The following is a 20,346-nucleotide window of genomic DNA, read 5'->3' on the forward strand; positions in this document are numbered from 1 at the left end:
GTTCGGTAAACTCTTGTTCTTTTTCTCTCCTCAAAAATCGCAATTTCCTATAAAGCGAAAAAGGAAGCCTGGATTGCTCTCAGACTTCCCGCAACATTTGATTTAGAATTTTACGATTACAATTTTGCCACATTTATATTGTAATGTCAACGGAAACTTTTTTGAGGTGGGGGATTTATCGAACGGTCAAGCCGTCCACCCCAAAAATCAATGCTGTTATCTTCTCTATCGCTATCCGCAAATCGGCATAGACCGTATCCTTCGACACATGCTGCTTATCTGCAATTTCTTTTGGTGACATCGTACTCGCCGCTATATACATATCCCACAAGGCTTCATACCGCCTCCTTTCTATCTCTCTACTCCGCGATTTATCGCAATACGCTTCATACAGGCCAAGCATCGTCTCAATATGAGAAACAATCACCGCTGTCCTTGTGGCGCTGCGCTTTATACTTTCGATAATGACTTCATTGTCATACATTGACATCATAGATTCCAAGATATCCAGCGCCGATTCTTCCATTTGCGTTCGCCCAAATACAGATTTCTCTGCATGATCTTTTAACATATGGTAATTTCTCAGAAGAAGTTTCGTGTTTCCTAAGCGTTTATCTGCTCTGCCTTTATATTCTTTCTTTCGTTCCGCCTCAAAAAATTTCAACGCCTCCTTCGCCCCAATAGTCGCTGCTCTTTCATAAATTTCTTTCATTTGCCTTTCTGAGAGGAGAATCATGGATTTTCTGCCTTCTTCCTCACCTTCCTTTTCTTCCTGTTTTTTCTTTTTCATTGACCGTTCCATATATTTAGCGATTTCATCTTCTATTTCACCTGCTTCCATATGCATTTCATAGGCAATTCTTTCCAACTCCCAACCAGCCTTTTTCAAAGCAATAATTTTTTTTATATCTGTCCTCTGCCCGTCCACGCTTTTGCCCTCCTTCTGCTTCCAAATTATAAAAAACTGTGCTATAATTCTGTTGGAGAGTTGCGAAAGCGCTCTCTTTTCCCTTTTTACTGAAATCCTTGAAGATAATCATCTATGGACATCTGCCCAGGCAAATCACTTCCAAACGTCTTGCCAGCAGACACATCAACATTCCTCCGGATACTATTTGAAGTAATTCCAAATTTTCTCCTATAGCAAACCGGGCCATACCCTAATTTCATACTCTGTAAATTTTTCAATCTCCTGCCGCAAATCGAACATTCCGCAGTCATCCCTTATCCACCTCTTCTTCCCATCCAACGCAATCCTGCATCCTCCCTTTCTTCAATAGCCTCACGAAATCAGCCTTCTAAAGATTATTTCTTATGCCTGGATACGCTTTTTGCAATTTTGCAAAAATTTCAGGATAATTCAATTTTAAAAATATAGCCGTTCCTTTATCCAATAAATCCCTGGATGTTATATACCCCAAACGTATGAAATAGTCTTCCCCGTTTGCGTTTTTTCCCATGTCAATTGCCTGCTTTTTATTGGCTTTCCTTTTTTATCTACAGTGTCATAAATAAGCGGTTTTTGTGTGTTTTTCCACGCATTATATATCATGCTTTGTGGCGTTTGCCTCCTTCCAATCCAATCCCATTTCGTTTCCTCATACACGGTGCCATCAGCACCCCCGTTACAGGCAGCCCGTAAAACTTTCCGTTTTTGTCTGCGCATAACAGCTCCCCGTTTTCTTCCCTGCTGCCTTTACAGGCAGAACAGAAATTCTTATATCCTAACACTTCACACATATTTAATTTCCTCCTGTTCCCCTGCAACCAGTGTTTTCCATTTTTTCTTCATAGTCCTTTCCGCCTCTGTAATGGCGTCATCCCATCCTTTAGCATAATCGTCCGAGCCATCACATCCCCCAGTATCATGCAGCTTTTCTAATGTCTCATTCAAAATTTCTTCTAAGTGAAAACCCTGTCCCTTCGGTTTTACGGTTTTTACGGTTTCTATAGTTTTAACCAGATACGGAGCCATGTCCCAATTTCCGCCAAACCATTCTTCGAAAATCTTTATTAACAACATAATTTTCTCATCCACGTCATAGGCTGTAGGCTGTTCATCAATGCTCTGGCACATAATTTTATTAACAATCGAATTACTTCCATTCCATTCTGCAACCTTCATAATGTGTGCTTTATATGCATCTGCATCAATTAATCTCATTTTCTCTTACCTCATTCAATCCTCATGATAATGTATACAGTCCCCGTTGCACGTTCCATTAAACATTGGGCATTCATCAATTTCAAGCGGGCTTCTTTTCTTGGAATCCGCATCACACTAAGCATTATCTGGAAGGCAATACACATCTACTCCATCTTGCTCCATTCTCATTCTCTCACCTCAATCCGCAAACATTTTCTACCTATCAGTCATTTATCAGCACAAAATTCTCTTTCAATTCTTCAAATGGTATTTCTATCCATCCAAAGTCAGAATCATCATTCAGCGAATCTAAATGCACATCACCACCAATGAAACTCGCCCTATCATCTCTTTCCCAAATGCTTCCAACTGTCACGAACCCATATTCATTCGGAATTTCAAAACCATCACCATCACACTTTGGCAAACACATTTCTTTTATGCATTTATATAGCATTTTCCCTATCCTTTCCCCGTCATTCGCTCATTTCTTTCAATGCGGCTTCGGCTGCTTCTTTCGTGAGGAAAACGGTTTTTTCAAAATCATCCTTATCAAAATCAAATTGTGTTTCCACATCACCATTTCCATCAAACAGCAGACATTTATACAAAATTTCATTTGATTCCATAATGGCAATTTCATCAACCTTTACTGGAAGCACTGTAAAATAATATTCATTATCCGCATAATGCACCGTATCCCCCACCGCACAAGGCAGTTTCAGGAGTTTCCCCTGTTCCTCCAAGTCCTCGTATTCTGCCAACTTGTCAACCGCTTTCCCTTTGTATTCTTCGCTTTCCCATCTTCCATCATCATGTATATATTCAACTTTCGTTATAGCGTTTTTATTACCAGGGAGAAAACATTCACCTTTTCTTTTTCCCTTTTTAACTCTTATTGTCAATCTATCCATATTTCCCTTTCTCTCCACAATCCCTCTAACCGCACAAAGCATTCACAATACCATGTTCATCAAGCCACCGCTTGTCATATCTGTGCATATAAAGCTCATAGTTCCACATTGCTTCCTTTTCTTCCTCCGTTGCATCCTCTCCGACTACAACAAGCAGATATTCACCATCTTCAACTTCTCCATCTTCACATAACCCGTCCCAGTCTATTTCATCCTGTACTGCATCTGGATGGGATGTATCAGTTAAATCCTGTTGTTCTGCTTCAATGCCCAATGGACAAGAAAAGCAATAGCAACAACCGCATTTTTTCTTTCCCTTATATCCAACATCCTCGACCTCTCTCTGATCCGGATGCTTGCAGTTATACCCGCCGTTTATATGCCCTTTTCCAAAAGTATAAGAAAACGGACACTGTGATGAAAATTCATCAAACAATACTGCTTTTCTCATAAAATTCCCTCCACAATCCCCCTAAATCTCCTAACGATATTGTAAGAGATTCAACGGGAACCGTTGTACCAAATTATCCGCTATCCATTTGCACTTACATATTCTGCATCTGCATACAATCCATGCCTTGACCAATACAATCTCCTCATGGGCTTTTCTTCGTCTAAGATATTTTATCGCCTATCACATCATTTAATTTGGAAGCTCTATTTTTACAATAATCGCTTTTATCCATGGCAAAGAATCCACTGCATCTTCCATGAATTTTTCTTCCTGCTCTTTTGGAATGTCAATAGGAAGTTCAAAAAGGTTTTCAAAAATTTCTTCTTTCCCGTCTGAAAGATACCAGATTCTATCATCCCTGAGTATGTAACTATCTATTCTTGCGTCTCCCCAGCCTGCCATCCAGTACAGGGCGCAGTCATCCGCGACAACCTCATAATTTACCATTGGAACGATTGGCAAATCTGGATTCTGTCTTATCAACCCGAACAAATGGAGTAAATTCCGCTTTTGAATATCCATTGCATTTTTCATGCTGGCTCTCCTCCTTTCCCCGTCATCCACTCATTTCTTTCAATGCGGCTTCGGCTGCTGATTTGGAGAGGAAAACGGTTTTACCGAAATCTTCATGCATTCCTACAGAGAATTTAGCTTCATATATCTTTCCCCAATTCGGAACTCTGCCGCCTCCACTGTACATATGCACGCACCAAACTGTATCTCCGACCGCACAAGGCAGTTTCAGCAGTTTCCCTTGTTCCTCTAAGTCCTCATATTCTCCTAAGCGTTTTACTAATTCATTGTAATTTGCTTTTGAATACCAATTGTCATAAACATCTATCGGGTTGACAGCCTCATACCGACCACCACCGTATTTTAATGTCAATCTATTCATATTTCCCTTTCCCTCCACAATCCCCCCAAATCCTCAATCGGAGGACAGATATCTTTTACAGTATTTATCAACTCTATCTTCCAAAATCTTTGCCATATCATATATATCAGTGCTGCAATTTGTTTCTGTCACGGACTTAATCTCTTTGTTCAATGTTTTCACTTCATCTTCTGTCATATTCAGATAAACCGTCCATGCCGCACCAAAAACACGACTTAACATTGGTGTTTTTATTGGAATATTCCCAACTGGATTATTTTTGCTCATACATTTTCCTTTCTTATCCCCTAAATCTCTAATGATATTGTAATATGGATTCAGGGGGATGTTGTACAAAATTAATCGAGTGACCATTCCGGCTTCTCTTCCGGCTCAATATCATCATCGTAGTCCTCCTCTTCATCCATGATAATATTAACAAATCCACGTTTTAATGTGATGAGAAATACCTCAAAGTCACTTAAGTTGCGCAAAGAGTTAATGTCAATGGAATCTGCATATCCTCTAATTTTCCAATTTCCATCATCAATTCTCTTATAGAGCTTAACTTGACAATTCAAATTGTCGTCCTCTTCGCAAACGAATTCGACAATGCAACTATCATAACTCGACTTAAACCGCCCTCTATCTTCATGCTCCACTTCCATGCTCGCGGCCACATGTTCATAATATGGCTCACCATCATCACAGTAGGATTCTAAATCGCCTGTATCAACATTCGATGCAACATGCTCACAGTATCGTTTAAATATATCTGACAGCTTAATCTCTTTCGCTTCTGGCTCTTTCATCAGTTCCTTAAAATTTTCCAGTATCCTCTTGTTATCTGCAAGAACTGTCGCATTGACAATTTCCGTCAAAGTTGCATCGAGCTTCGTGAGGTACAGATTAAAGTCATGACGCTCAATGACCGGGACAATGGTTTCGTTGAGTTTTTTCTCAATCAGCTTCTTACCCTCTCCGTTCCAAGAAAACACTTCTTTCAGCGCCTCTGAAATGCCTTTTTCTATGTACTGCTCAACCAATTTTTCCACTGTACCATCATTCAGTTTTTTGTTTACTGTTTCTGCAATTTTCTGTTCAAAAGTATTCATTTCTCTATCTCCTTTCCTTTTCCCGCAACAATGCGTGCAGGCTTCACATATTTCCCAGGAAGGTATTTCTCAAACGTAAATTCTTTCAAAAAATTATCCGCGTCTTTAATATACCTTCTCGGCGTTTCATTAATCCTGCAAGCCTCCGCATAATTCTTCGCGCACGCAACAAGGTTATCTTCCGTCTCTACTCCGCCCTCAATCAAATCACAATATGCTCTTTCTGTCAGATAGAGATTTCTGCATTTCGGATAAGCGAAAATAAACTCCTTCATGCGCTGCACGCACCCTCTCTGTTTTACTTTATTTTTATTTACTTTGCAGCTAATAGTATTGCTCATTATTTCCCTTTCTCTCCATATCCATCACCTGTAATCCTCCAACGTCATCTGCTTTCCCTGCGGCTCAAAATTCATCCACAAGATTTCCTTCTTTTTGCTTCGCGACTGGGTATAACAGGATGTTTCTTCCCGATGCCAGTCTTTCAGGGTATTGTTATATAATGCCGTATCATATCCGCTGATTAACAGCGGGCCTTTGTGCTGGACTGCTGCATTCAGCAGCTCCATGTGGCTTTTCTCCGTATACATCTCATGACGATACTGCTTCCCATGCCTTGTTTCCGGCATGTAAGGCGGATCTAGATAGATTAGCACGTTTTTAAAATTAAACCTCTTTATCACTTCCACTGCCGGTCTGCACTCTATCTGCACTCCCCTTAGCCGTTCCGCCGCCTGGAGAATCCTTTCCGGCAGGCTGCGCCAATCGCCTGCTGCATATGCGCGTTCCCTACCCTGGATGTCGTTTCTCCATCCAACCTTTTCTCCAGTCATCCGGAATCCATATCCCATGTTAAGTTGGATGCAGAAATTAACCGCTTGTCCCAGGCTGCTTTCTGGGACTGCTGCATAGCTGTCCTCATATATTTGCCGGGAATATGGAGTGTAATAAATTTCATGGGCTAGTTTCTCTGGGTCTTTTTTTATCCATTCGAATAAATTAACCACATTTCCGTCCAAGTCATTGACGGTTTCAATATGGGAATGTGATTTTTTTAATAAGACGGCTCCGCTCCCAAAAAACGGCTCCAGGTAACTGTGATGCTCAGGGAAAAAGCTGATAATCCAGTCCGCTATTGCCCATTTACTTCCTGGGTATCTTACAATCGCCTTCATTTTTTTATTACCCTTATTGCCATCATGGACTCCTTTCCTGGTGAAAGCGCTCACCACCCCTTTTTTTGTGACATTTTTCTCTTAAAACCAAAGGAAGTAAATGGCACTATTTTATGATTACAGGAAGAACGATTGCTTTAAAATCGCTATCTTCAGCTTCCATAAGCATAGGCATTTTGGGTCCACCAAAAGAAACCCCGATATTATTGCAGTCAAATGCCTTTATCGTTTCCAATACCAGCCTCGCATCAAATCCTATCGTAATCGCCTCTGGCATCTCTTCTTGCAAATCTATCGTTTCAGCATAATCTGTCGCCTTCCCTTTCAGGCTCAAATTTAAAAATCCTCTTTCCAGTTCAAACCGAACCGGGCACTTTTCCTCAGTGCACATTTTCGCCCTTGTCATAGCTTCCAGCAATTTCATTCTTGACACAACCGTATGCAACGGGAGCTCACGAAACATTGTCTGATATTTAAAAAATTCACCCTCCACCAATCTGGTGTATATCTCTATGTCTTCTGTGATAAATACCGCTCCCGTCCTGTTATGCTTTATCTTCACTGCTCCGGAAATCCCAAGGGATTTTAACCTCTCCACTGTGTTTCTTGGTATTAAAAGTTCAAATCTCCCATCATACTCCACCTTATCCCATGCCAGAACACGCCCGTTCAATCCGACAAAATTCAGCGTTCCGCCATCCGCCTGCAGACACATGGATGCCATTACGGCATTATATTCCTGTGGTGATATTGCGAAAAAAACACGTTTCATAGATTCCAGAAGCATATCCGCTTCGATTGTCAGCTCGCTTCCTTCTTCCTGTTCCGTTATAACGGGAAACTGCTCTGGATCCATTGTCTGGTACTTATTCTTAATTTTGTCCGCTTTAATAGCAATGGCATTTTTTTCCGTAACGGAAATATCCACTTCCCCATCTGGAAGATTGCTAATAAGGTCAAAAGCTCTTTCCGGAATGATAAAACACTCGTCCTCTGCGCCCTCTAACTTCGCCTTAACGGTCATTTCCATATTGTTGGCAATTAAACATCCCTCTTTGACTAAAACACCTTGTAAAACTGGCATCGTGGTTTTCTTGGGAACCACCCCTTTAATTTTATTCAGTTTCTGCACCAATTCCGTTTTCTGTATTTTCATCTTTTAATTCCACTCCCTCCAGAATGAGTATAGTGCATTGTTTTTCCTGCAATTTATAAGGTTCCAGCTCCTGCTCCGTCATAAATTTGTGACCGAACAACTCTTTCATCTTTTTCCAGACATCCCAGGGAACTCTATAAAATTTCATCAGTCCCATAGACACCATCACATAACAGTGCGCTCCAAACCGCTCATAAATATCAAGGCTCTCCCACTGCTTATCTGTGACTACGCTCTGGTTTATTCTGTCGGAATCCGTATGTTTTGCCTCAAACATAATCCCAGTTCCGTCACAGAGGATTCCTTTGTAGTCCGGCTGTCCTTTCTTCTCGTAATATCCCCGAACCACTCCATTTGCGTCTTTACCTGTAATATGGAACGGTTCCGGTGTCTTCTCTATGTGAGCCCATCCCTCTTTCAGATAAAATTCGCAGGCATTTGTCAGCCAACGTTCAAAGGCATCCCCGAAGGCCTTGCTTCGTCTCCCGATAATCTGCCTCCTTGGATCAGGCATCCTTATCACCAACCTTTGACAGTCCATCCTCTGCATAACAACCTTTATATTCATTAAGCCATACGCACATTGTCCCACCGACTTTCTGTGGTCCTGCTGTAACAATAAACTCTTTACCACGGTACCGCTCTGGAACATGGTACTTATCATTCATTACAACTCTATCTCCCTTGACCAGCATTCTTTAATCCCTCCAATCGTTTGTCTGTTAATTCCCTAATTTTGCCCATTGTTACCATCCCAATCCCCTTTATTTTGCCAATTTCCTCAGCAAAATCAGTGATAGTAAACTGTAATGTTTCTGCTTTTACCTCCTTACCCCGATTAAAGCCCTCGCTCCTTGCTTTTTCCACCCTGTCCTCAACATAATGCACCAGTTGTTCATCCGTCATTTTCCGCATTTTTACGGCCTTTTCATGGATGATATTTTCATCCGTCGTTCTTTTACAGCCCTTTTTCTTACCCACAACTTTCCTCCTTCTTTTTACACCTTTCGAATGGCCTTTCCTGCGGTATAATCCATATATCCTTCATCATTTTGGTTCCACCTTGCCATTCCCATCACCCGCTTCAATCATTATGTTTTTAGTCAACTCTGCCAATTTCGGCACGTCTAACCCTGAATTTTGACAAAATTTCCGGAAACAGGATTTACACATAAATCCAAACTGCTTCGGCTGCTCTCCTCGTCTAGATCTGGCAAGCAGGACAATCATGTCACTCTTTTTCATCTTGGATCTGCATTCAGAGCATACATCAAACAATCTTTTCTCCATCTTAGGGCTTATTTCAGAATGCCGAAGCTGTTCCGGGAACTCCCTTCGCATGCCGTTTTCACCCACAACAGAAACCAGGCTGTCCTTCATAAACACAGGAATCCCTGAATTCTCACACCACTCCACAATATCTTCTATCCATTCCTTTTGAGGGATAATCTTTTCTCTCCTGCGCCCAGTTTCCGCTCCAATGATGATCCAATTCGGGGAAAATTCGTCCCTCTTCCAAATCCTAAACGGTGCATGTATGGGTTCTATACTCAAAAATGTGTTGTGCCTATTTGACATAAAGCGTTTATTTTCCGGTCTGGTAAGCGTGGAGCCATACCACATATTTTTATCCGCCGGCAGCCTCCCCATCGCCTCTATGCGTTCGTACCGTCCCGGATTTTTTGTGAGAAACAGATAATTATGTATAGGCCTCTTCCGGCAGGCATTAAAAATCTCTTCTATCCATCTGTCCGGCACCCATTCCCCAAATATATCCGCCATAGCGCCTACAAAAATGTTGTTCCCCATTTTCAGCTTATCCGGCATATCCATCCTGTAACGGTGATAAGTAGGCTCAAACTCAAATGGATATACCAAAACGCTTCCCGTCTCATTCATCATAGGAGCGTCCAATTCGTATAGCCGTCCTGTGCCATCCGCTGCCGTCACTATGGCATAATCCTCTTTTGCCATTAGGTTCAGCCTTACATCACCTGAAAAACGGACAGCCATCTTTTGAGCATAACAGTAGGGACATCCATGCCAGCATCCTGTAACAGGATTCCATGTGTGATCGCACCACTCAATCTTAGAACGGTTCATGCCCATCCCTCCTCTGCATATATCCCAATTCCACATCCCGTTTCCATGCAACTCCCGAAAAATTAATTTTCTGCCCGCATTGGCTACAGTATCTAGGCTGATAATCCGGACCCGCATTTAAAACCTTTCTGCATGCCGGACAGCAATAACACTCATGCTCCGTAATAACAAACCCATATTTTAAATAATTTTCTATCTTCGATACCGGTTTTCTCGCCACATTTCTAAATATCCTTCTTTTCCAAAAACCTGCCATCTTACACCGCCTTTCTCTACAACGCTCTTTTTTCACTGTTTCTTGGATGGCCTCAGTTCCATAAATGATTTCACTTTTCTTTTTCCTTCCACCCTTCCGCCATAAGAAGCTGCGATTCCAGCTTGCCCATATCATAATCACGTTGTGGAAATCCATTGAAACTGTTCACTCTTTGTCCGTTTTTCTTTTCCCGGCTCTGGATGATCAGTGTTTCGAACTTTTCACGGAATTTCTTTGTGCTGCGGATATTTGATTTCCAAAACACATCTGTGGTCGCATATGTAAGGGCTTCAATGATATCAGCCTCCGACCTGCCATCCAAACGTTTCATCCGCTCAATCTCAATTGCCCATTTTTCTTTTTCACTTTCTGTCTTTGGGACTTTTGATCCAGGGAATACCGACATGCAGGATTGAATCAACATTTCCACACATTGATACTCAAAATCACCCAACCGATATTCCTTCCATCTTTTTGAAGAGCTGTCGTCCGAAGGTTCGACAATTATATTAATATCTTTTTCTTTTTCTTTATCTCTATTCTCTAATATCTGTGTAACGTTCTGGTAACTGCCCGGTAACGTTCCGGTAACATTGTTACTATTTTTACATTGGTAACTGCCCGGTAACGTTCCGGTAACATTGTTACTTTCAATCATCTTTTTTTGCTCCCTGATGCGGCGCATGATAGCAGCTTTGTCAGTTTCCGATCCAATCATTTCCTCCATTCGGGGGATACATATTTCGCCACATTCCAATATTTCAACCAAGCCAATTCTTTTCAGCAATTCCATTGCGACAACGACCGTGTCAAATTCCGTTTTTGTCACTTCGGAGAGTTTTTTCGTATCATAAGGCACAAGCATTGTCCCAACCTGCCGAATCAATATGCCATTGGTTTTCAGCGATTTAAGGCAAAGTTTTAAATAGAATAAAGCATACTCCTTCCCTTTTGGCTGATCCTCCAGCCATTCAATTGCATCATCGTCAAAAAAGTCTTCTTTCAGTTTCATCCAATAATATTTCTTAGCCACAAAATCCTCCTTCTTCCGGGGGATAAAAAATATTCCCCGGATGTTCCCTTCATTCACCAGAACCGCTTTCTTTTATATTCATCAATAAAGCACCTTGCTCCCATGTTCAGTCTTCACCACATCCAAGTTCTGGAGGAACCTGGCTTTCATGGTTGGGTCGTGAGTGATTGCCATTATTTTAATATTTCCATATCGCTCCTGAATTGTTTCCAACGCATCGCAGTATGCTTGAATGCCGTCGGCATCTAAAAACGGCGGTTCATCAATGAATAGCATTCCAAACTGGATTCCAGCGGTCGTTGCCTTAATTTCTGACAGGGCAAGAATTACAGATAGGGAGGACTTTACTTTTTCGCCGCCGCTCTTCGACAGATAAGGAAGACTACTCTTTCCATACTCCTCGATAAAAATGTCCAATGTGACAACTTCTTTCTTGCTATTGCTTTTCATCACCTTTTCCGTTACGAAATCCACACCAAGCTGCCCGCCAGTCATCTGCCCCAGGATATTGTTTGCAATATTGGACAGCTTCGGCAGGATTGTCCGAATAATTTGATGGGGAATTCCATCCTGGCTGAAGGAGAACTTTAAAGCATCATAATCCGCTGCATCTTCGGCCATATCTGCAACTTCCTCCTGGATGTCCGCTATGCTTTTTTGCATCCTATGAATTTCGCTGATACGCTGTTCAAATCCGCCGATCTGCACCTGTATCTCCTTAGCCCTTTGTTCAAAAATAGCAATTTCTGTCTGGATATCCGTTGCCTTCTGTGCCGCTTCCGCAATGCCAGCAGCAGCCTCCTTCTCTTTGCTAGCCTGCTCTCGCTTTCCGGCAAGCTCATTTTCGAGTGACTGGATTTCTTCTGACAGCTCTTTCACTCTCCTGGCGGCATTCGCGCGCCTCTCGCGGATGACTGGAATTTCATTTTCTTTCTGAAGCCAAATCTTCAATCCCTCCATCTGGTTCCGTATCTTCTTATGTTCCAAATAACTTTCTGTGTGCTTTCCTTTCTCTGATTCTGCCTCCAAAGCCCTGGATTTCAATTCTGAAAGGTTTTTTTCGGCGTTGTCTATATTAAGTTGTATCCCTTCAATCCGAGCCTTAATTAAGGCCATCTGGCTTTCCTGGCGTTCTAATTCTCTCAGCTTTTCCGCGTAAATCTCCAGGGAACCGCACTCTCCCCGCAGCGCATCCAGCTTCTTTTCCGAAAAATTCAATTCCTGGATTTCAGCCTCTACAGATTCAACCTCCTTTTCAAGAGCTTCCAGGGCTTTCTCGCGTTCTTCCGCCAGGGCTTTCAGTTTTTTTGGATATAACTCAAACTCTGCTTTTGCCTGAACCGCATCCGTTAGAAATCTGCATGCCGCTTTTTCAATGTCAATACACCCGGAATTCTCTAAAAGCTCCATGCGCTTTTTAAGGGAATTCTGTTCTGTCAACAGCGCCCTCTCCCGTTCGTTAAAATATGCCTTTTTGCTGTCAAGCGCATATGCCATGCGGCTCTTTTTACTCTGCAGTTCTGCAGCCTTTCTGGAGATTCCATACATGGAATCAAGCTGCTTCTTCTTCTCCTGACACTCTGCCGCTTTTCTTTTGATTTCTTCCTGTTCTTCCTGAGATCGGACTGATTTCAAACGGTTTTCATGCTCAGTAAGCGTCCGCCGATAATCCGCAATGTTTTTTTCTTCGTCAAATATTTGCCCATTTATCCTGTCCAGCTCCGATGATCTGGCTTCATAAACAGCGGTTTCTCCCGTCAATTCCTTTTCACGATCCGCCAAGAAACGATACTGTTGGGCATTTTCCAGAATTATGCCTTCTTCTGCAAGATCCCTATCACATGCCTCTATTGCGGCATCCTCCATTGATTTTCCTTTTTCCGCCACCCGTTTTTTATTTTCCAAAGAGGAAACGTCCCTCATAATTGCATGAAAGCGTTCTTCCGCTGCTTGAGCGGTACCCAAATGAAGGCTTGCATTTTGCAATTCCAATTTTTTGACTTGAATGTCATTCTCTGTCTTATGCAGAGCCTCATTGGCCGCTTCCAACGCTTCTTTTGGCTTTCCAAGGGCGCGTATATTATCCGATTGCACCTGAATGGCTCTCTGTTTTTCAGCAATCTTTCTGTTATAATCCGCTGCCCGATCCTTTGCCATTTTCTCCATGCTGCCATAAATCCCCAGTCCCAAAAGGGTTGACAGGATTACCATGCGTTCCTCTTTTTTCGCTTGCAAAAACAATCCGTACTGATCCTGCATAATAAGGGCACAGCTCTTAAATGTCATGCTGTCCACACCAATCAGGCGCTCAATGTCCGCCTGAGTATCGTTGAACTTTTCTTGTGAGCGATCTTCCCATTCTTCGGCTACCAGTTCCGAAAGATTCAAAGTCCCCTTTCCTGATTTGGCCCTTGTCCTAGTTATGCGGTACACCTTATCTCCAATGGAAAAAGTGAATGATATGTACCCGGAACGCACCCCTTCATCATTTCTCAGCCATGGAACCTTTACGGATGTGCTCTTCCCTTCCCGTGATTCTTCATAAATGCAATCAATAATCGCATCCATAAAGAGGGAAGACTTACCGGCTCCGTTCTGACCGTTTATGGTGCAAAATTGAATGTCGTTGAAAGAAAATTTCTCCTCCGCATATGCCCTGTAATTCTTCACTTCAATTTCGATGGGCACGAACATTCCATAGAAAGCCGCGCCAGTTTCCGATGCCATTGCCTCAGCAATAATCGGCCGGGCTTTGAGAATCAGTCGTTCAATGTCTTCCGGATCCATCTTCTTTTCTTCCAGATACGCTTTCAGATTTGCTTCCGGATCTGTTTCTCTGGATAAGTCGGTTCGGTCTGCAGATGCTTCTATTCTTTCCGGTGTTATGCCTGCTACCCAGAAAGCCCCGTCCTCATATAAGGCATTCGCTACAATATTTTCGTTGAATGCTTTCTTTTTTTCTGCGGAGCATTCGTATAATACACGAACAATCTTATTTGCCACAGAGCCATTCCAACTCCAATAATTCATAGCCACTTCATCCACACGACCAGTTATAACTGCCTCAATGTCCGAATCGTTAAACCGAAATGTGACAAATTCGCGATATGGGGTTTTCACAAATTCGGAATCAGTAAAAACCATACCTTCCCGGCCAAACGCTCCCTGTTCGGCATAATGAATCCAGAAGCCCCTTTCCTGCCCTTCGTCATTGAAATTATTGGCATTGACGGAACCGGAATAATATACATTTTCAAATCCAGACACCTGCTGCGGACGGTGGATGTGTCCCAGGGCCACCAAATCATAATCGGCGGCGGACAAAGCCTCTAATGGTATAATTGGCTCAAACTGGGTAAGAAGCTGTGACTGGCCGCTTTCCGTATTGCACCCTGGCACCGTATAATGCGCCATTAAGATTGCTGGCCGATCTTTGCGACATTGAGCCCGAAGCCCCATTGCAATTTTCCCAAGCTCTTTGGAGAACACTTCATTTTCTTCCTCTTTCCCCAGGCCGGGAAACTTCGCCCTGTAGACGCCCCTGTCAAACCCCGGCAGTACCGCAATATCCGCATACTCCGTCTGAACCACTTCTGGATTAACGACAATATGAACATTGTGAAAATCAGAAAAATGGGCTGCCAGAACTTTAAACTGTCCTTCCCCGTCATGGTTCGGAGTGCCTTTCATGATAATCACGTGGCCGGAAACAGCGGCTAGTCGAGTAATAATTTCAATCGCCATCACCACTTCATCACAACAGCGGTCGCTCCACGTTTTACCAGCATGAAAAATATCTCCTGGCACCAGCACAAGCTCCGGGCGCTCTTGTTCCGCACGTTCCGCCATAAACTCCAGACAATGTTTTGTATCCAGGGACCGAAGATTAACTCCCTCCTTTATCGGTCCCTCAAAATTTCCAATATGCCAATCCCCTGAATGAAGAATTTTCATTATCTCTTTCCACCTTTCCGTTCTCTTTTAACTATACTCTGACATTTATAGCAGAGCGGCTGCCCGAGATTTTCGTTGGAATACTGCCATACACTCTTTTTTATGACAGCGCCGCATTTGTCACAGCAAAAATCCACTGCGCGATCCGCTTCCGTCATTACTCGACCTACCCCCTGCGTCTTCCCCTGCTGCCGCTGTGCCGGCTGAGGACTCCTTTGTTGCGGCGGTTCTGGAGCCCGTTCCGCCTGGAACCGCTCTGCTTCACATACATCTGCAGGAATATCCACTTCATCATCCACAGAAGGAATGGAAATTGTCTGCACCACCGGCTGAACATTTCCAAACAAATTGCCCACGCTCTGCATTGCCTGCTGCAACAACATCTGTTTAATCATCGGGTCGTTATAATCCGGTGAGAAGGAAGTTCTCGCCACCGCAAAGGGCTTCTTCAATTCATCAATAGTGTAAGTGCTCTTAATTCCTAAAAGGTCCCTAATAACCCTCAGAATGGCTCCTGTGGCCGCTTTCTGCGGGGCATTGGCCCGTAACTGCGTCATAGCGTCAAGCAAACTATTCTCGATATACTTTCTTCTCTCGCGTTCAGCGACTATATATATCTTGATTGGATAGCCCCTGTCATTTATCTGGCCAGTGTCCTTCCATTCCCCGGCATACTTTTTTGCGGCGTCCTCAGCCGCTTTATAATCAACAATCCCACTTTCCGCCTTTTCTTCATAGGCCATGCGGTACTTTTTCTCCTCCATGGCCAAATCAATCACTTTAAAGTTATTGCTGGTACGCATATTGCCGTCTGGAAGCCGGATCGCCCCAAATGCGCTTGCTTTCCAAGTATTTTCGTCCACCTTGGATACATCACCGGCTCCAGGGCCAAACTGAATCCCGGCTTCTGTGGCCAGCCTCTGTAAAAACGGCTTTGACAGGGAATATAAATCTTCCCGCCGCTTATTGTTCAGAATCCGGGAACCCACTTTAAAAATTTGTGACGCCCGTTCATCCGTATCCACACAAAGGAGAGATACGCTCATTTTGTAAAAGGGATTAATTTGCTGAGTTTCTACAAACGGAATTGCAAGATTATAGTTATTCCTCTGAGTGAGGACATTTTGAATTGATAAATCACTCATTTTTTACCTCCATATTGCATTTTTCTCTTGATTTTTTCCAAAGCGCCTGTTACAATATGAATATCCGTAAGGGCACCATGGCTTTGGCCGGGTGCTCCTTTTCCTTTTTGCAGGATTTATTACGTAAATCATGTACCCTGGCCCTTCTTCATGAACTATAATAATTTCTTCATTTTCATTATCATTGAAATCTGCCTGCTTCCCTACCGCCTCCTTTATTCTGTCCAGCCTAACTCTTGCATCCGAAAAAGCTATTGTTACAGCTGCAAGTACAATAACCAAAGCTATCCGCATTTTTTTATGTCCTCCCACTCTGAACCTCCCATCCGGCAACTTGTCCATTATGCAAGATAGGCCGGATGCCTTTGCGAGAAAGGTTCTCCAGGTCTTCCACCGTCTTGCAACGATTTTTCATAAGCGCACAATACAGTTTTAATAAAATTATTTTCGCTTTCCGCAACTCTCTGTTCTCCTTTCTTAAAACAGTTTTACTTACTCTCCACACCGCCCGCCCCATCCGCATCCCAGCTAAACGCAATCTGCCCAGTTTCCTTTGACACTTTTAAATGATTTTCAAAAAACTCCATGCGTTTTATTGCCGGCTCCCTGCAGTCACATTTCTCACCAGGGTCCAGATAGGCTTTGCAATATGGGCAGATATTGTAATACGCCATCTTTCCACTTCCTTTCAGCCTCTATTTTGGGCAATGACGGAATCCACCACTTCCATGGGAATCCGGAATTTATCAGAGAAAATATATTTACTGGCCTTCCCCTGACTATATGCAAGCTGCCCTTCCTCTTTGGCAATCTGATTAATTTCTCTGATCGTCTTATAAGCCTTATTCTCTTTACACCCGAGAAGCCACATGACATCTTTTGCTGTAACATAAGTTATTGTGGCTGCTCCAAGAACCCCAGGAGCGCTTAATACTGCATTCATCACATTCCTCCTTACAAATTTTTCTTCGCCCAGAGTTTTAAATTCTGGGTTACCGCTTCCAGTTCCCCCAGGCTTTCCAGCACCCTTTGCATGTCCGGCCTTTCGTCTTCTGAAACTATGCCGTCTTCCGCTATCTCCAACAGGAGTTCTCCCGTCCCTCCCAGCTTTCTTAACGCTGCAAACACCCGGATAGAAATCCGATCTAAATCTTCGATGCTGACTTTCTGCATCTCGCATCCCAAAGGGCACATTTCCGTACAGTAGTAATTCTCCAGTTCCGGAGCATTGTACAGTTCGGCCATTTTCACTACCATATCTGGCGGGATGACTTTTGTCAGACCGAGTTCATAATCAGATAAAGTTGACACTGACACCCCCAGAAGTTCTGCCGCACCCTCTTTAGAGTATAGCTTCTCATTGTATTTTGCAGCCTCCAACCTTGCCCGGCAGAACGGATTATCCGCCGCTTTCGTCGGTCTTCTTCCCATTTATTTCATTTCCTTTCTGTATTAAAATAAAAAACAGATAATCCCTTTACCGTTTCAGCCCCATATCAACATCCAGCACCCTACTGATTGCGCCTACTGTTTCATCCGGCGCAACTGTCCTTCCGTTTATGATAGAAGAAACATATGATCTAGATAGATTGGTTTCCCGGCAGATGTCATTCAACGACTTTTCAAGCGTCAACATCTGGATTTTACATTGCTTACCCCATGGTGATAACTCTCTCTTCACTCGCCCATCTCCTTTCCGAAATTTTTACTTTAACAAGTTACGATAATGTGTTACAATAACTAAGTGCAGATTACTCCAATGAGAGAAGGTGATATCTTGAAAAAAGTAGTAAAAAAATTTTTGAGATTCCCTGCTCCCCATATAAGGTTCCGGGAAAAGCGCTCCTGGATAAATGCAGCTGAGCAGCCTTAGATCATGTCAGCTAATGTGGGAGGGAACCTGGCTATGGAAGCAAGCCATAGCTTGGGAACCTTGAACCGCTCTCTCATTGGATATTAACTTGTTGTTGTAAATTGTGAGCGTAACTTGTTGTAATAATAGATTATCATGAAATTTCTTGATTTTCAATATAGAATCATGATTTTTCTTGATTATTGGTTATTTGTACAAATCAGGAGGCCAATTTTTATGTATAGTTCACAAGAATTAGTTTCAAGGATAAAAAGTCAAGCCAAAAAACAAAACATTTTAATCCGTGATATGTTGCAGGCTTGCGGCCTAAACATAAATACCATAAGCCAAATATCTGATAAAAAAGGAATATCATCCTTTAGCCTTGCACAAATCGCCGACTACCTCGACTGCTCCGTAGACTACCTGCTGGGCAGGACGGACAACCCTGAAATAAATAAATAGAAAGGAAAACACATATGAAAAAATATGCTACAGGACATTGCCCAACTCTGGATGATGAATATCGCATCCAAATCACTTACCTTGATGCTTCAACCTTACATACCCAAGGCTTTGTGAAAGATGGTTTCCGGTGTGAGCATTCCATTCATACAGGCTGCCGTTTTCCTGACTGTCCGATTTATGAATCTGCCCCTGATACGTTATAGCAGCCCTTTTTCTAGCAGGTCATTCAATTGGTCGTTTGTTAGAACCCCTGCTTCAACTAGCTTACCCGATGATACATAAAAAGGATGATATATCTCTGGTAGGTCAAAGACTTGATGTGTGCCTATGTGGACCTTATCAGCCATTAACTCAAGCCTAACAACAGGAATGTGGTTATTTTGATAGATAGAATGGGAAAATGTAATACTTACTACTCCTTCCACTTCCTTTCCATCAACGAAAACTTTCGTAAGCGTTCCTTCGTTTTTGATATGGATAGTTGGCAATGGCAATTTACCCATGGCTGCTCCTTTCTCCGGCATTGCCGGTTAGTGTAATTTGTAATTGTAACTTGTTGTTGTATGTTGTTATTATATCTCAAATGAGATATACCGTCAATCGTTTTGTATCTCATTTGAGATATTTGTAAGGATTATACAATGTTTACTGAAATTTTTGTTCAATTATTACAAGAGAAAAATCTAACTGCCTATAAAGTGGCTAAAGAAACTTCCATTTCACAAGGTTTAATGAATGAGTATAAAAATGGAATAAAACTGCCAACTTTACAAAATGTAGTCAAGATTGCTGACTGCTTAGATTGCTCCATTGACTATCTATTAGGCAGGACGGACAACCCTGAAATAAATAAATAGAAAGGAAAACACATATGAAAAAATATGCTACAGGACATTGCCCAACTCTGGATGATGAATATCGCATCCAAATCACTTACCTTGATGCTTCAACCTTACATACCCAAGGCTTTGTGAAAGATGGTTTCCGGTGTGAGCATTCCATTCATACAGGCTGCCGTTTTCCTGACTGTCCGATTTATGAATCTGCCCCTGATACGTTATAGCAGCCCTTTTTCTAGCAGGTCATTCAATTGGTCGTTTGTTAGAACCCCTGCTTCAACTAGCTTACCCGATGATACATAAAAAGGATGATATATCTCTGGTAGGTCAAAGACTTGATGTGTGCCTATGTGGACCTTATCAGCCATTAACTCAAGCCTAACAACAGGAATGTGGTTATTTTGATAGATAGAATGGGAAAATGTAATACTTACTACTCCTTCCACTTCCTTTCCATCAACGAAAACTTTCGTAAGCGTTCCTTCGTTTTTGATATGGATAGTTGGCAATGGCAATTTACCCATGGCTGCTCCTTTCTCCGGCATTGCCGGTTAGTGTAATTTGTAATTGTAACTTGTTGTTGTATGTTGTTATTATATCTCAAATGAGATATACCGTCAATCGTTTTGTATCTCATTTGAGATATTTGTAAGGATTATACAATGTTTACTGAAATTTTTGTTCAATTATTACAAGAGAAAAATCTAACTGCCTATAAAGTGGCTAAAGAAACTTCCATTTCACAAGGTTTAATGAATGAGTATAAAAATGGAATAAAACTGCCAACTTTACAAAATGTAGTCAAGATTGCTGACTGCTTAGATTGCTCCATTGACTATCTATTAGGCAGGACGGACAACCC

35 protein-coding genes are annotated in these 20,346 nt (G+C 42.3%); 5 read left to right on the plus strand and 30 right to left on the minus strand.

Features of this window, described 5'->3' with window-relative positions:
- Nucleotides 1-175 precede the first annotated feature (175 nt).
- From E5329_RS23790 to E5329_RS23915, 28 genes are all read right to left on the minus strand, one after another.
- Nucleotides 176-928 (minus strand): hypothetical protein, encoded by a 753-nt coding sequence (locus E5329_RS23790; RefSeq protein WP_275443671.1) that lies wholly within the window; start codon nt 926-928, stop codon nt 176-178.
- 86 nt (nt 929-1,014) lie between these two features.
- Nucleotides 1,015-1,221, minus strand: a complete 207-nt coding sequence (locus E5329_RS32670) for a DUF6011 domain-containing protein (protein WP_408634694.1) — start codon at nt 1,219-1,221, stop codon at nt 1,015-1,017.
- Between the two features lie 77 nt (nt 1,222-1,298).
- Nucleotides 1,299-1,460, minus strand: coding sequence for a hypothetical protein (locus E5329_RS30035; protein WP_168356749.1), 162 nt, complete (start codon nt 1,458-1,460; stop codon nt 1,299-1,301).
- 88 nt (nt 1,461-1,548) lie between these two features.
- Entirely contained in the window at nt 1,549-1,740 is a 192-nt protein-coding gene (locus E5329_RS23795) for a hypothetical protein (RefSeq protein WP_135991784.1), read from the minus strand.
- Nucleotides 1,733-2,164, minus strand: a complete 432-nt coding sequence (locus E5329_RS23800) for a hypothetical protein (RefSeq protein ID WP_135991785.1) — start codon at nt 2,162-2,164, stop codon at nt 1,733-1,735. Before E5329_RS23800 ends, E5329_RS23795 begins: the two co-directional genes overlap by 8 nt.
- A gap of 205 nt (nt 2,165-2,369) precedes the next feature.
- On the minus strand, nt 2,370-2,573 hold the full coding sequence (locus tag E5329_RS23805) for a hypothetical protein (protein ID WP_135991786.1): 204 nt from the start codon (nt 2,571-2,573) through the stop codon (nt 2,370-2,372).
- A 49-nt stretch (nt 2,574-2,622) separates the two neighbouring features.
- Nucleotides 2,623-3,060 (minus strand): hypothetical protein, encoded by a 438-nt coding sequence (locus E5329_RS23810; protein ID WP_135991787.1) that lies wholly within the window; start codon nt 3,058-3,060, stop codon nt 2,623-2,625.
- Between the two features lie 25 nt (nt 3,061-3,085).
- Complete coding sequence (locus E5329_RS23815) at nt 3,086-3,511, minus strand: hypothetical protein (protein ID WP_135991788.1); 426 nt, start codon at nt 3,509-3,511, stop codon at nt 3,086-3,088.
- A 192-nt stretch (nt 3,512-3,703) separates the two neighbouring features.
- Nucleotides 3,704-4,048 carry a hypothetical protein gene (locus E5329_RS23820; protein ID WP_135991789.1) on the minus strand — a complete coding sequence of 115 codons (345 nt, stop codon included), beginning with the start codon at nt 4,046-4,048 and terminating at the stop codon, nt 3,704-3,706.
- A 22-nt stretch (nt 4,049-4,070) separates the two neighbouring features.
- On the minus strand, nt 4,071-4,409 hold the full coding sequence (locus tag E5329_RS23825) for a hypothetical protein (protein WP_135991790.1): 339 nt from the start codon (nt 4,407-4,409) through the stop codon (nt 4,071-4,073).
- Nucleotides 4,410-4,442: 33 nt separating this feature from the next.
- Entirely contained in the window at nt 4,443-4,676 is a 234-nt protein-coding gene (locus E5329_RS23830) for a hypothetical protein (RefSeq protein ID WP_135991791.1), read from the minus strand.
- Between the two features lie 71 nt (nt 4,677-4,747).
- Nucleotides 4,748-5,503 (minus strand): hypothetical protein, encoded by a 756-nt coding sequence (locus E5329_RS23835; RefSeq protein ID WP_135991792.1) that lies wholly within the window; start codon nt 5,501-5,503, stop codon nt 4,748-4,750.
- Nucleotides 5,500-5,844: a hypothetical protein gene (locus E5329_RS23840; RefSeq protein ID WP_135991793.1), complete on the minus strand. Its 345-nt coding sequence runs from the start codon at nt 5,842-5,844 to the stop codon at nt 5,500-5,502. Before E5329_RS23840 ends, E5329_RS23835 begins: the two co-directional genes overlap by 4 nt.
- 24 nt (nt 5,845-5,868) lie before the next feature.
- The gene (locus E5329_RS23845; protein ID WP_135991794.1) at nt 5,869-6,678 is read right to left on the minus strand and encodes a DNA adenine methylase; all 810 of its coding nucleotides are present in this window, start codon (nt 6,676-6,678) and stop codon (nt 5,869-5,871) included.
- Nucleotides 6,679-6,784: 106 nt separating this feature from the next.
- A complete protein-coding gene (gene dnaN / locus E5329_RS23850; protein WP_135991795.1) occupies nt 6,785-7,834 on the minus strand; it encodes a DNA polymerase III subunit beta in 1,050 nt (349 codons plus the stop codon).
- Nucleotides 7,794-8,348 carry a Holliday junction resolvase RecU gene (locus E5329_RS23855; RefSeq protein ID WP_135991796.1) on the minus strand — a complete coding sequence of 185 codons (555 nt, stop codon included), beginning with the start codon at nt 8,346-8,348 and terminating at the stop codon, nt 7,794-7,796. Before E5329_RS23855 ends, dnaN begins: the two co-directional genes overlap by 41 nt.
- Nucleotides 8,341-8,529 carry a hypothetical protein gene (locus E5329_RS23860; protein WP_135991797.1) on the minus strand — a complete coding sequence of 63 codons (189 nt, stop codon included), beginning with the start codon at nt 8,527-8,529 and terminating at the stop codon, nt 8,341-8,343. The genes E5329_RS23855 and E5329_RS23860 overlap by 8 nt, the downstream gene beginning before the upstream one ends.
- Nucleotides 8,510-8,815: a hypothetical protein gene (locus E5329_RS23865; protein ID WP_135991798.1), complete on the minus strand. Its 306-nt coding sequence runs from the start codon at nt 8,813-8,815 to the stop codon at nt 8,510-8,512. Before E5329_RS23865 ends, E5329_RS23860 begins: the two co-directional genes overlap by 20 nt.
- A gap of 66 nt (nt 8,816-8,881) precedes the next feature.
- Nucleotides 8,882-9,937 carry a DUF5131 family protein gene (locus tag E5329_RS23870; RefSeq protein ID WP_135991799.1) on the minus strand — a complete coding sequence of 352 codons (1,056 nt, stop codon included), beginning with the start codon at nt 9,935-9,937 and terminating at the stop codon, nt 8,882-8,884.
- Nucleotides 9,924-10,193 (minus strand): hypothetical protein, encoded by a 270-nt coding sequence (locus E5329_RS23875; RefSeq protein WP_135991800.1) that lies wholly within the window; start codon nt 10,191-10,193, stop codon nt 9,924-9,926. The genes E5329_RS23870 and E5329_RS23875 overlap by 14 nt, the downstream gene beginning before the upstream one ends.
- Before the next feature lie 70 nt (nt 10,194-10,263).
- A complete protein-coding gene (locus E5329_RS23880; protein ID WP_275443672.1) occupies nt 10,264-11,226 on the minus strand; it encodes a phage replisome organizer N-terminal domain-containing protein in 963 nt (320 codons plus the stop codon).
- A gap of 81 nt (nt 11,227-11,307) precedes the next feature.
- A complete protein-coding gene (locus E5329_RS23885) occupies nt 11,308-15,180 on the minus strand; it encodes an AAA family ATPase (protein WP_135991801.1) in 3,873 nt (1,290 codons plus the stop codon).
- Nucleotides 15,180-16,325, minus strand: coding sequence for a hypothetical protein (locus E5329_RS23890; RefSeq protein WP_135991802.1), 1,146 nt, complete (start codon nt 16,323-16,325; stop codon nt 15,180-15,182). The genes E5329_RS23885 and E5329_RS23890 overlap by 1 nt, the downstream gene beginning before the upstream one ends.
- Before the next feature lie 3 nt (nt 16,326-16,328).
- Complete coding sequence (locus E5329_RS23895) at nt 16,329-16,637, minus strand: hypothetical protein (RefSeq protein ID WP_135991803.1); 309 nt, start codon at nt 16,635-16,637, stop codon at nt 16,329-16,331.
- A gap of 176 nt (nt 16,638-16,813) precedes the next feature.
- On the minus strand, nt 16,814-16,999 hold the full coding sequence (locus E5329_RS23900; RefSeq protein WP_135991804.1) for a hypothetical protein: 186 nt from the start codon (nt 16,997-16,999) through the stop codon (nt 16,814-16,816).
- A gap of 14 nt (nt 17,000-17,013) precedes the next feature.
- A complete protein-coding gene (locus tag E5329_RS23905) occupies nt 17,014-17,268 on the minus strand; it encodes a hypothetical protein (RefSeq protein WP_135991805.1) in 255 nt (84 codons plus the stop codon).
- Nucleotides 17,269-17,279: 11 nt separating this feature from the next.
- Nucleotides 17,280-17,756 (minus strand): helix-turn-helix domain-containing protein, encoded by a 477-nt coding sequence (locus E5329_RS23910; RefSeq protein WP_135991806.1) that lies wholly within the window; start codon nt 17,754-17,756, stop codon nt 17,280-17,282.
- A gap of 46 nt (nt 17,757-17,802) precedes the next feature.
- Entirely contained in the window at nt 17,803-18,006 is a 204-nt protein-coding gene (locus E5329_RS23915) for a helix-turn-helix domain-containing protein (protein WP_135991807.1), read from the minus strand.
- 408 nt (nt 18,007-18,414) lie between these two features.
- On the opposite strand from E5329_RS23915, the gene E5329_RS23920 reads away from it, so the two are divergent.
- Nucleotides 18,415-18,642 carry a helix-turn-helix domain-containing protein gene (locus tag E5329_RS23920; protein WP_135991808.1) on the plus strand — a complete coding sequence of 76 codons (228 nt, stop codon included), beginning with the start codon at nt 18,415-18,417 and terminating at the stop codon, nt 18,640-18,642.
- A gap of 14 nt (nt 18,643-18,656) precedes the next feature.
- Nucleotides 18,657-18,848, plus strand: coding sequence for a hypothetical protein (locus E5329_RS23925; protein ID WP_135991809.1), 192 nt, complete (start codon nt 18,657-18,659; stop codon nt 18,846-18,848).
- On the opposite strand, the gene E5329_RS23930 is transcribed toward E5329_RS23925, so the two are convergent.
- The gene (locus tag E5329_RS23930; RefSeq protein WP_135991810.1) at nt 18,843-19,148 is read right to left on the minus strand and encodes a hypothetical protein; all 306 of its coding nucleotides are present in this window, start codon (nt 19,146-19,148) and stop codon (nt 18,843-18,845) included. The genes E5329_RS23925 and E5329_RS23930 overlap by 6 nt on opposite strands.
- A 138-nt stretch (nt 19,149-19,286) precedes the next feature.
- On the opposite strand from E5329_RS23930, the gene E5329_RS23935 reads away from it, so the two are divergent.
- Together E5329_RS23935 and E5329_RS23940 are read left to right on the plus strand one after the other, a co-directional pair.
- Entirely contained in the window at nt 19,287-19,502 is a 216-nt protein-coding gene (locus tag E5329_RS23935) for a helix-turn-helix domain-containing protein (RefSeq protein ID WP_135991811.1), read from the plus strand.
- 14 nt (nt 19,503-19,516) lie between these two features.
- The gene (locus E5329_RS23940; protein ID WP_135991809.1) at nt 19,517-19,708 is read left to right on the plus strand and encodes a hypothetical protein; all 192 of its coding nucleotides are present in this window, start codon (nt 19,517-19,519) and stop codon (nt 19,706-19,708) included.
- Here E5329_RS23940 and E5329_RS23945 read toward each other — a convergent pair.
- Nucleotides 19,703-20,008 carry a hypothetical protein gene (locus E5329_RS23945; protein ID WP_135991810.1) on the minus strand — a complete coding sequence of 102 codons (306 nt, stop codon included), beginning with the start codon at nt 20,006-20,008 and terminating at the stop codon, nt 19,703-19,705. The genes E5329_RS23940 and E5329_RS23945 overlap by 6 nt on opposite strands.
- Before the next feature lie 138 nt (nt 20,009-20,146).
- On the opposite strand from E5329_RS23945, the gene E5329_RS23950 reads away from it, so the two are divergent.
- Nucleotides 20,147-20,346: helix-turn-helix domain-containing protein (locus E5329_RS23950; protein WP_135991812.1), on the plus strand; the 200-nt coding region annotated here is incomplete at its 3' end.

Origin of the sequence: Petralouisia muris (assembly GCF_004793545.1) — a bacterium.
Taxonomy (GTDB): Bacteria; Bacillota; Clostridia; order Lachnospirales; family Lachnospiraceae; genus Petralouisia; species Petralouisia muris.

What these genes read in the sequence shown, in the direction of transcription:
- E5329_RS23920 (WP_135991808.1), top strand. Translation starts at nt 18,415, where the DNA reads ATGTATAGTTCACAAGAATTAGTTTCAAGGATAAAAAGTCAAGCCAAA.
- E5329_RS23825 (WP_135991790.1), bottom strand. Translation starts at nt 4,409, where the DNA reads ATGAATAGATTGACATTAAAATACGGTGGTGGTCGGTATGAGGCTGTC.
- E5329_RS23855 (WP_135991796.1), bottom strand. Translation starts at nt 8,348, where the DNA reads ATGCCTGATCCAAGGAGGCAGATTATCGGGAGACGAAGCAAGGCCTTC.
- E5329_RS23925 (WP_135991809.1), top strand. Translation starts at nt 18,657, where the DNA reads ATGAAAAAATATGCTACAGGACATTGCCCAACTCTGGATGATGAATAT.
- E5329_RS23910 (WP_135991806.1), bottom strand. Translation starts at nt 17,756, where the DNA reads ATGGGAAGAAGACCGACGAAAGCGGCGGATAATCCGTTCTGCCGGGCA.
- E5329_RS23860 (WP_135991797.1), bottom strand. Translation starts at nt 8,529, where the DNA reads ATGCTGGTCAAGGGAGATAGAGTTGTAATGAATGATAAGTACCATGTT.
- E5329_RS23930 (WP_135991810.1), bottom strand. Translation starts at nt 19,148, where the DNA reads ATGGGTAAATTGCCATTGCCAACTATCCATATCAAAAACGAAGGAACG.
- E5329_RS23835 (WP_135991792.1), bottom strand. Translation starts at nt 5,503, where the DNA reads ATGAATACTTTTGAACAGAAAATTGCAGAAACAGTAAACAAAAAACTG.
- E5329_RS23900 (WP_135991804.1), bottom strand. Translation starts at nt 16,999, where the DNA reads ATGGCGTATTACAATATCTGCCCATATTGCAAAGCCTATCTGGACCCT.
- E5329_RS23820 (WP_135991789.1), bottom strand. Translation starts at nt 4,048, where the DNA reads ATGAAAAATGCAATGGATATTCAAAAGCGGAATTTACTCCATTTGTTC.
- E5329_RS23815 (WP_135991788.1), bottom strand. Translation starts at nt 3,511, where the DNA reads ATGAGAAAAGCAGTATTGTTTGATGAATTTTCATCACAGTGTCCGTTT.
- E5329_RS23935 (WP_135991811.1), top strand. Translation starts at nt 19,287, where the DNA reads ATGTTTACTGAAATTTTTGTTCAATTATTACAAGAGAAAAATCTAACT.
- E5329_RS23810 (WP_135991787.1), bottom strand. Translation starts at nt 3,060, where the DNA reads ATGGATAGATTGACAATAAGAGTTAAAAAGGGAAAAAGAAAAGGTGAA.
- E5329_RS32670 (WP_408634694.1), bottom strand. Translation starts at nt 1,221, where the DNA reads ATGACTGCGGAATGTTCGATTTGCGGCAGGAGATTGAAAAATTTACAG.
- E5329_RS23905 (WP_135991805.1), bottom strand. Translation starts at nt 17,268, where the DNA reads ATGAATGCAGTATTAAGCGCTCCTGGGGTTCTTGGAGCAGCCACAATA.
- E5329_RS23885 (WP_135991801.1), bottom strand. Translation starts at nt 15,180, where the DNA reads ATGAAAATTCTTCATTCAGGGGATTGGCATATTGGAAATTTTGAGGGA.
- E5329_RS30035 (WP_168356749.1), bottom strand. Translation starts at nt 1,460, where the DNA reads ATGGGAAAAAACGCAAACGGGGAAGACTATTTCATACGTTTGGGGTAT.
- E5329_RS23800 (WP_135991785.1), bottom strand. Translation starts at nt 2,164, where the DNA reads ATGAGATTAATTGATGCAGATGCATATAAAGCACACATTATGAAGGTT.
- E5329_RS23890 (WP_135991802.1), bottom strand. Translation starts at nt 16,325, where the DNA reads ATGAGTGATTTATCAATTCAAAATGTCCTCACTCAGAGGAATAACTAT.
- E5329_RS23945 (WP_135991810.1), bottom strand. Translation starts at nt 20,008, where the DNA reads ATGGGTAAATTGCCATTGCCAACTATCCATATCAAAAACGAAGGAACG.
- E5329_RS23870 (WP_135991799.1), bottom strand. Translation starts at nt 9,937, where the DNA reads ATGAACCGTTCTAAGATTGAGTGGTGCGATCACACATGGAATCCTGTT.
- E5329_RS23840 (WP_135991793.1), bottom strand. Translation starts at nt 5,844, where the DNA reads ATGAGCAATACTATTAGCTGCAAAGTAAATAAAAATAAAGTAAAACAG.
- E5329_RS23875 (WP_135991800.1), bottom strand. Translation starts at nt 10,193, where the DNA reads ATGGCAGGTTTTTGGAAAAGAAGGATATTTAGAAATGTGGCGAGAAAA.
- E5329_RS23830 (WP_135991791.1), bottom strand. Translation starts at nt 4,676, where the DNA reads ATGAGCAAAAATAATCCAGTTGGGAATATTCCAATAAAAACACCAATG.
- dnaN (WP_135991795.1), bottom strand. Translation starts at nt 7,834, where the DNA reads ATGAAAATACAGAAAACGGAATTGGTGCAGAAACTGAATAAAATTAAA.
- E5329_RS23940 (WP_135991809.1), top strand. Translation starts at nt 19,517, where the DNA reads ATGAAAAAATATGCTACAGGACATTGCCCAACTCTGGATGATGAATAT.
- E5329_RS23795 (WP_135991784.1), bottom strand. Translation starts at nt 1,740, where the DNA reads ATGTGTGAAGTGTTAGGATATAAGAATTTCTGTTCTGCCTGTAAAGGC.
- E5329_RS23845 (WP_135991794.1), bottom strand. Translation starts at nt 6,678, where the DNA reads ATGAAGGCGATTGTAAGATACCCAGGAAGTAAATGGGCAATAGCGGAC.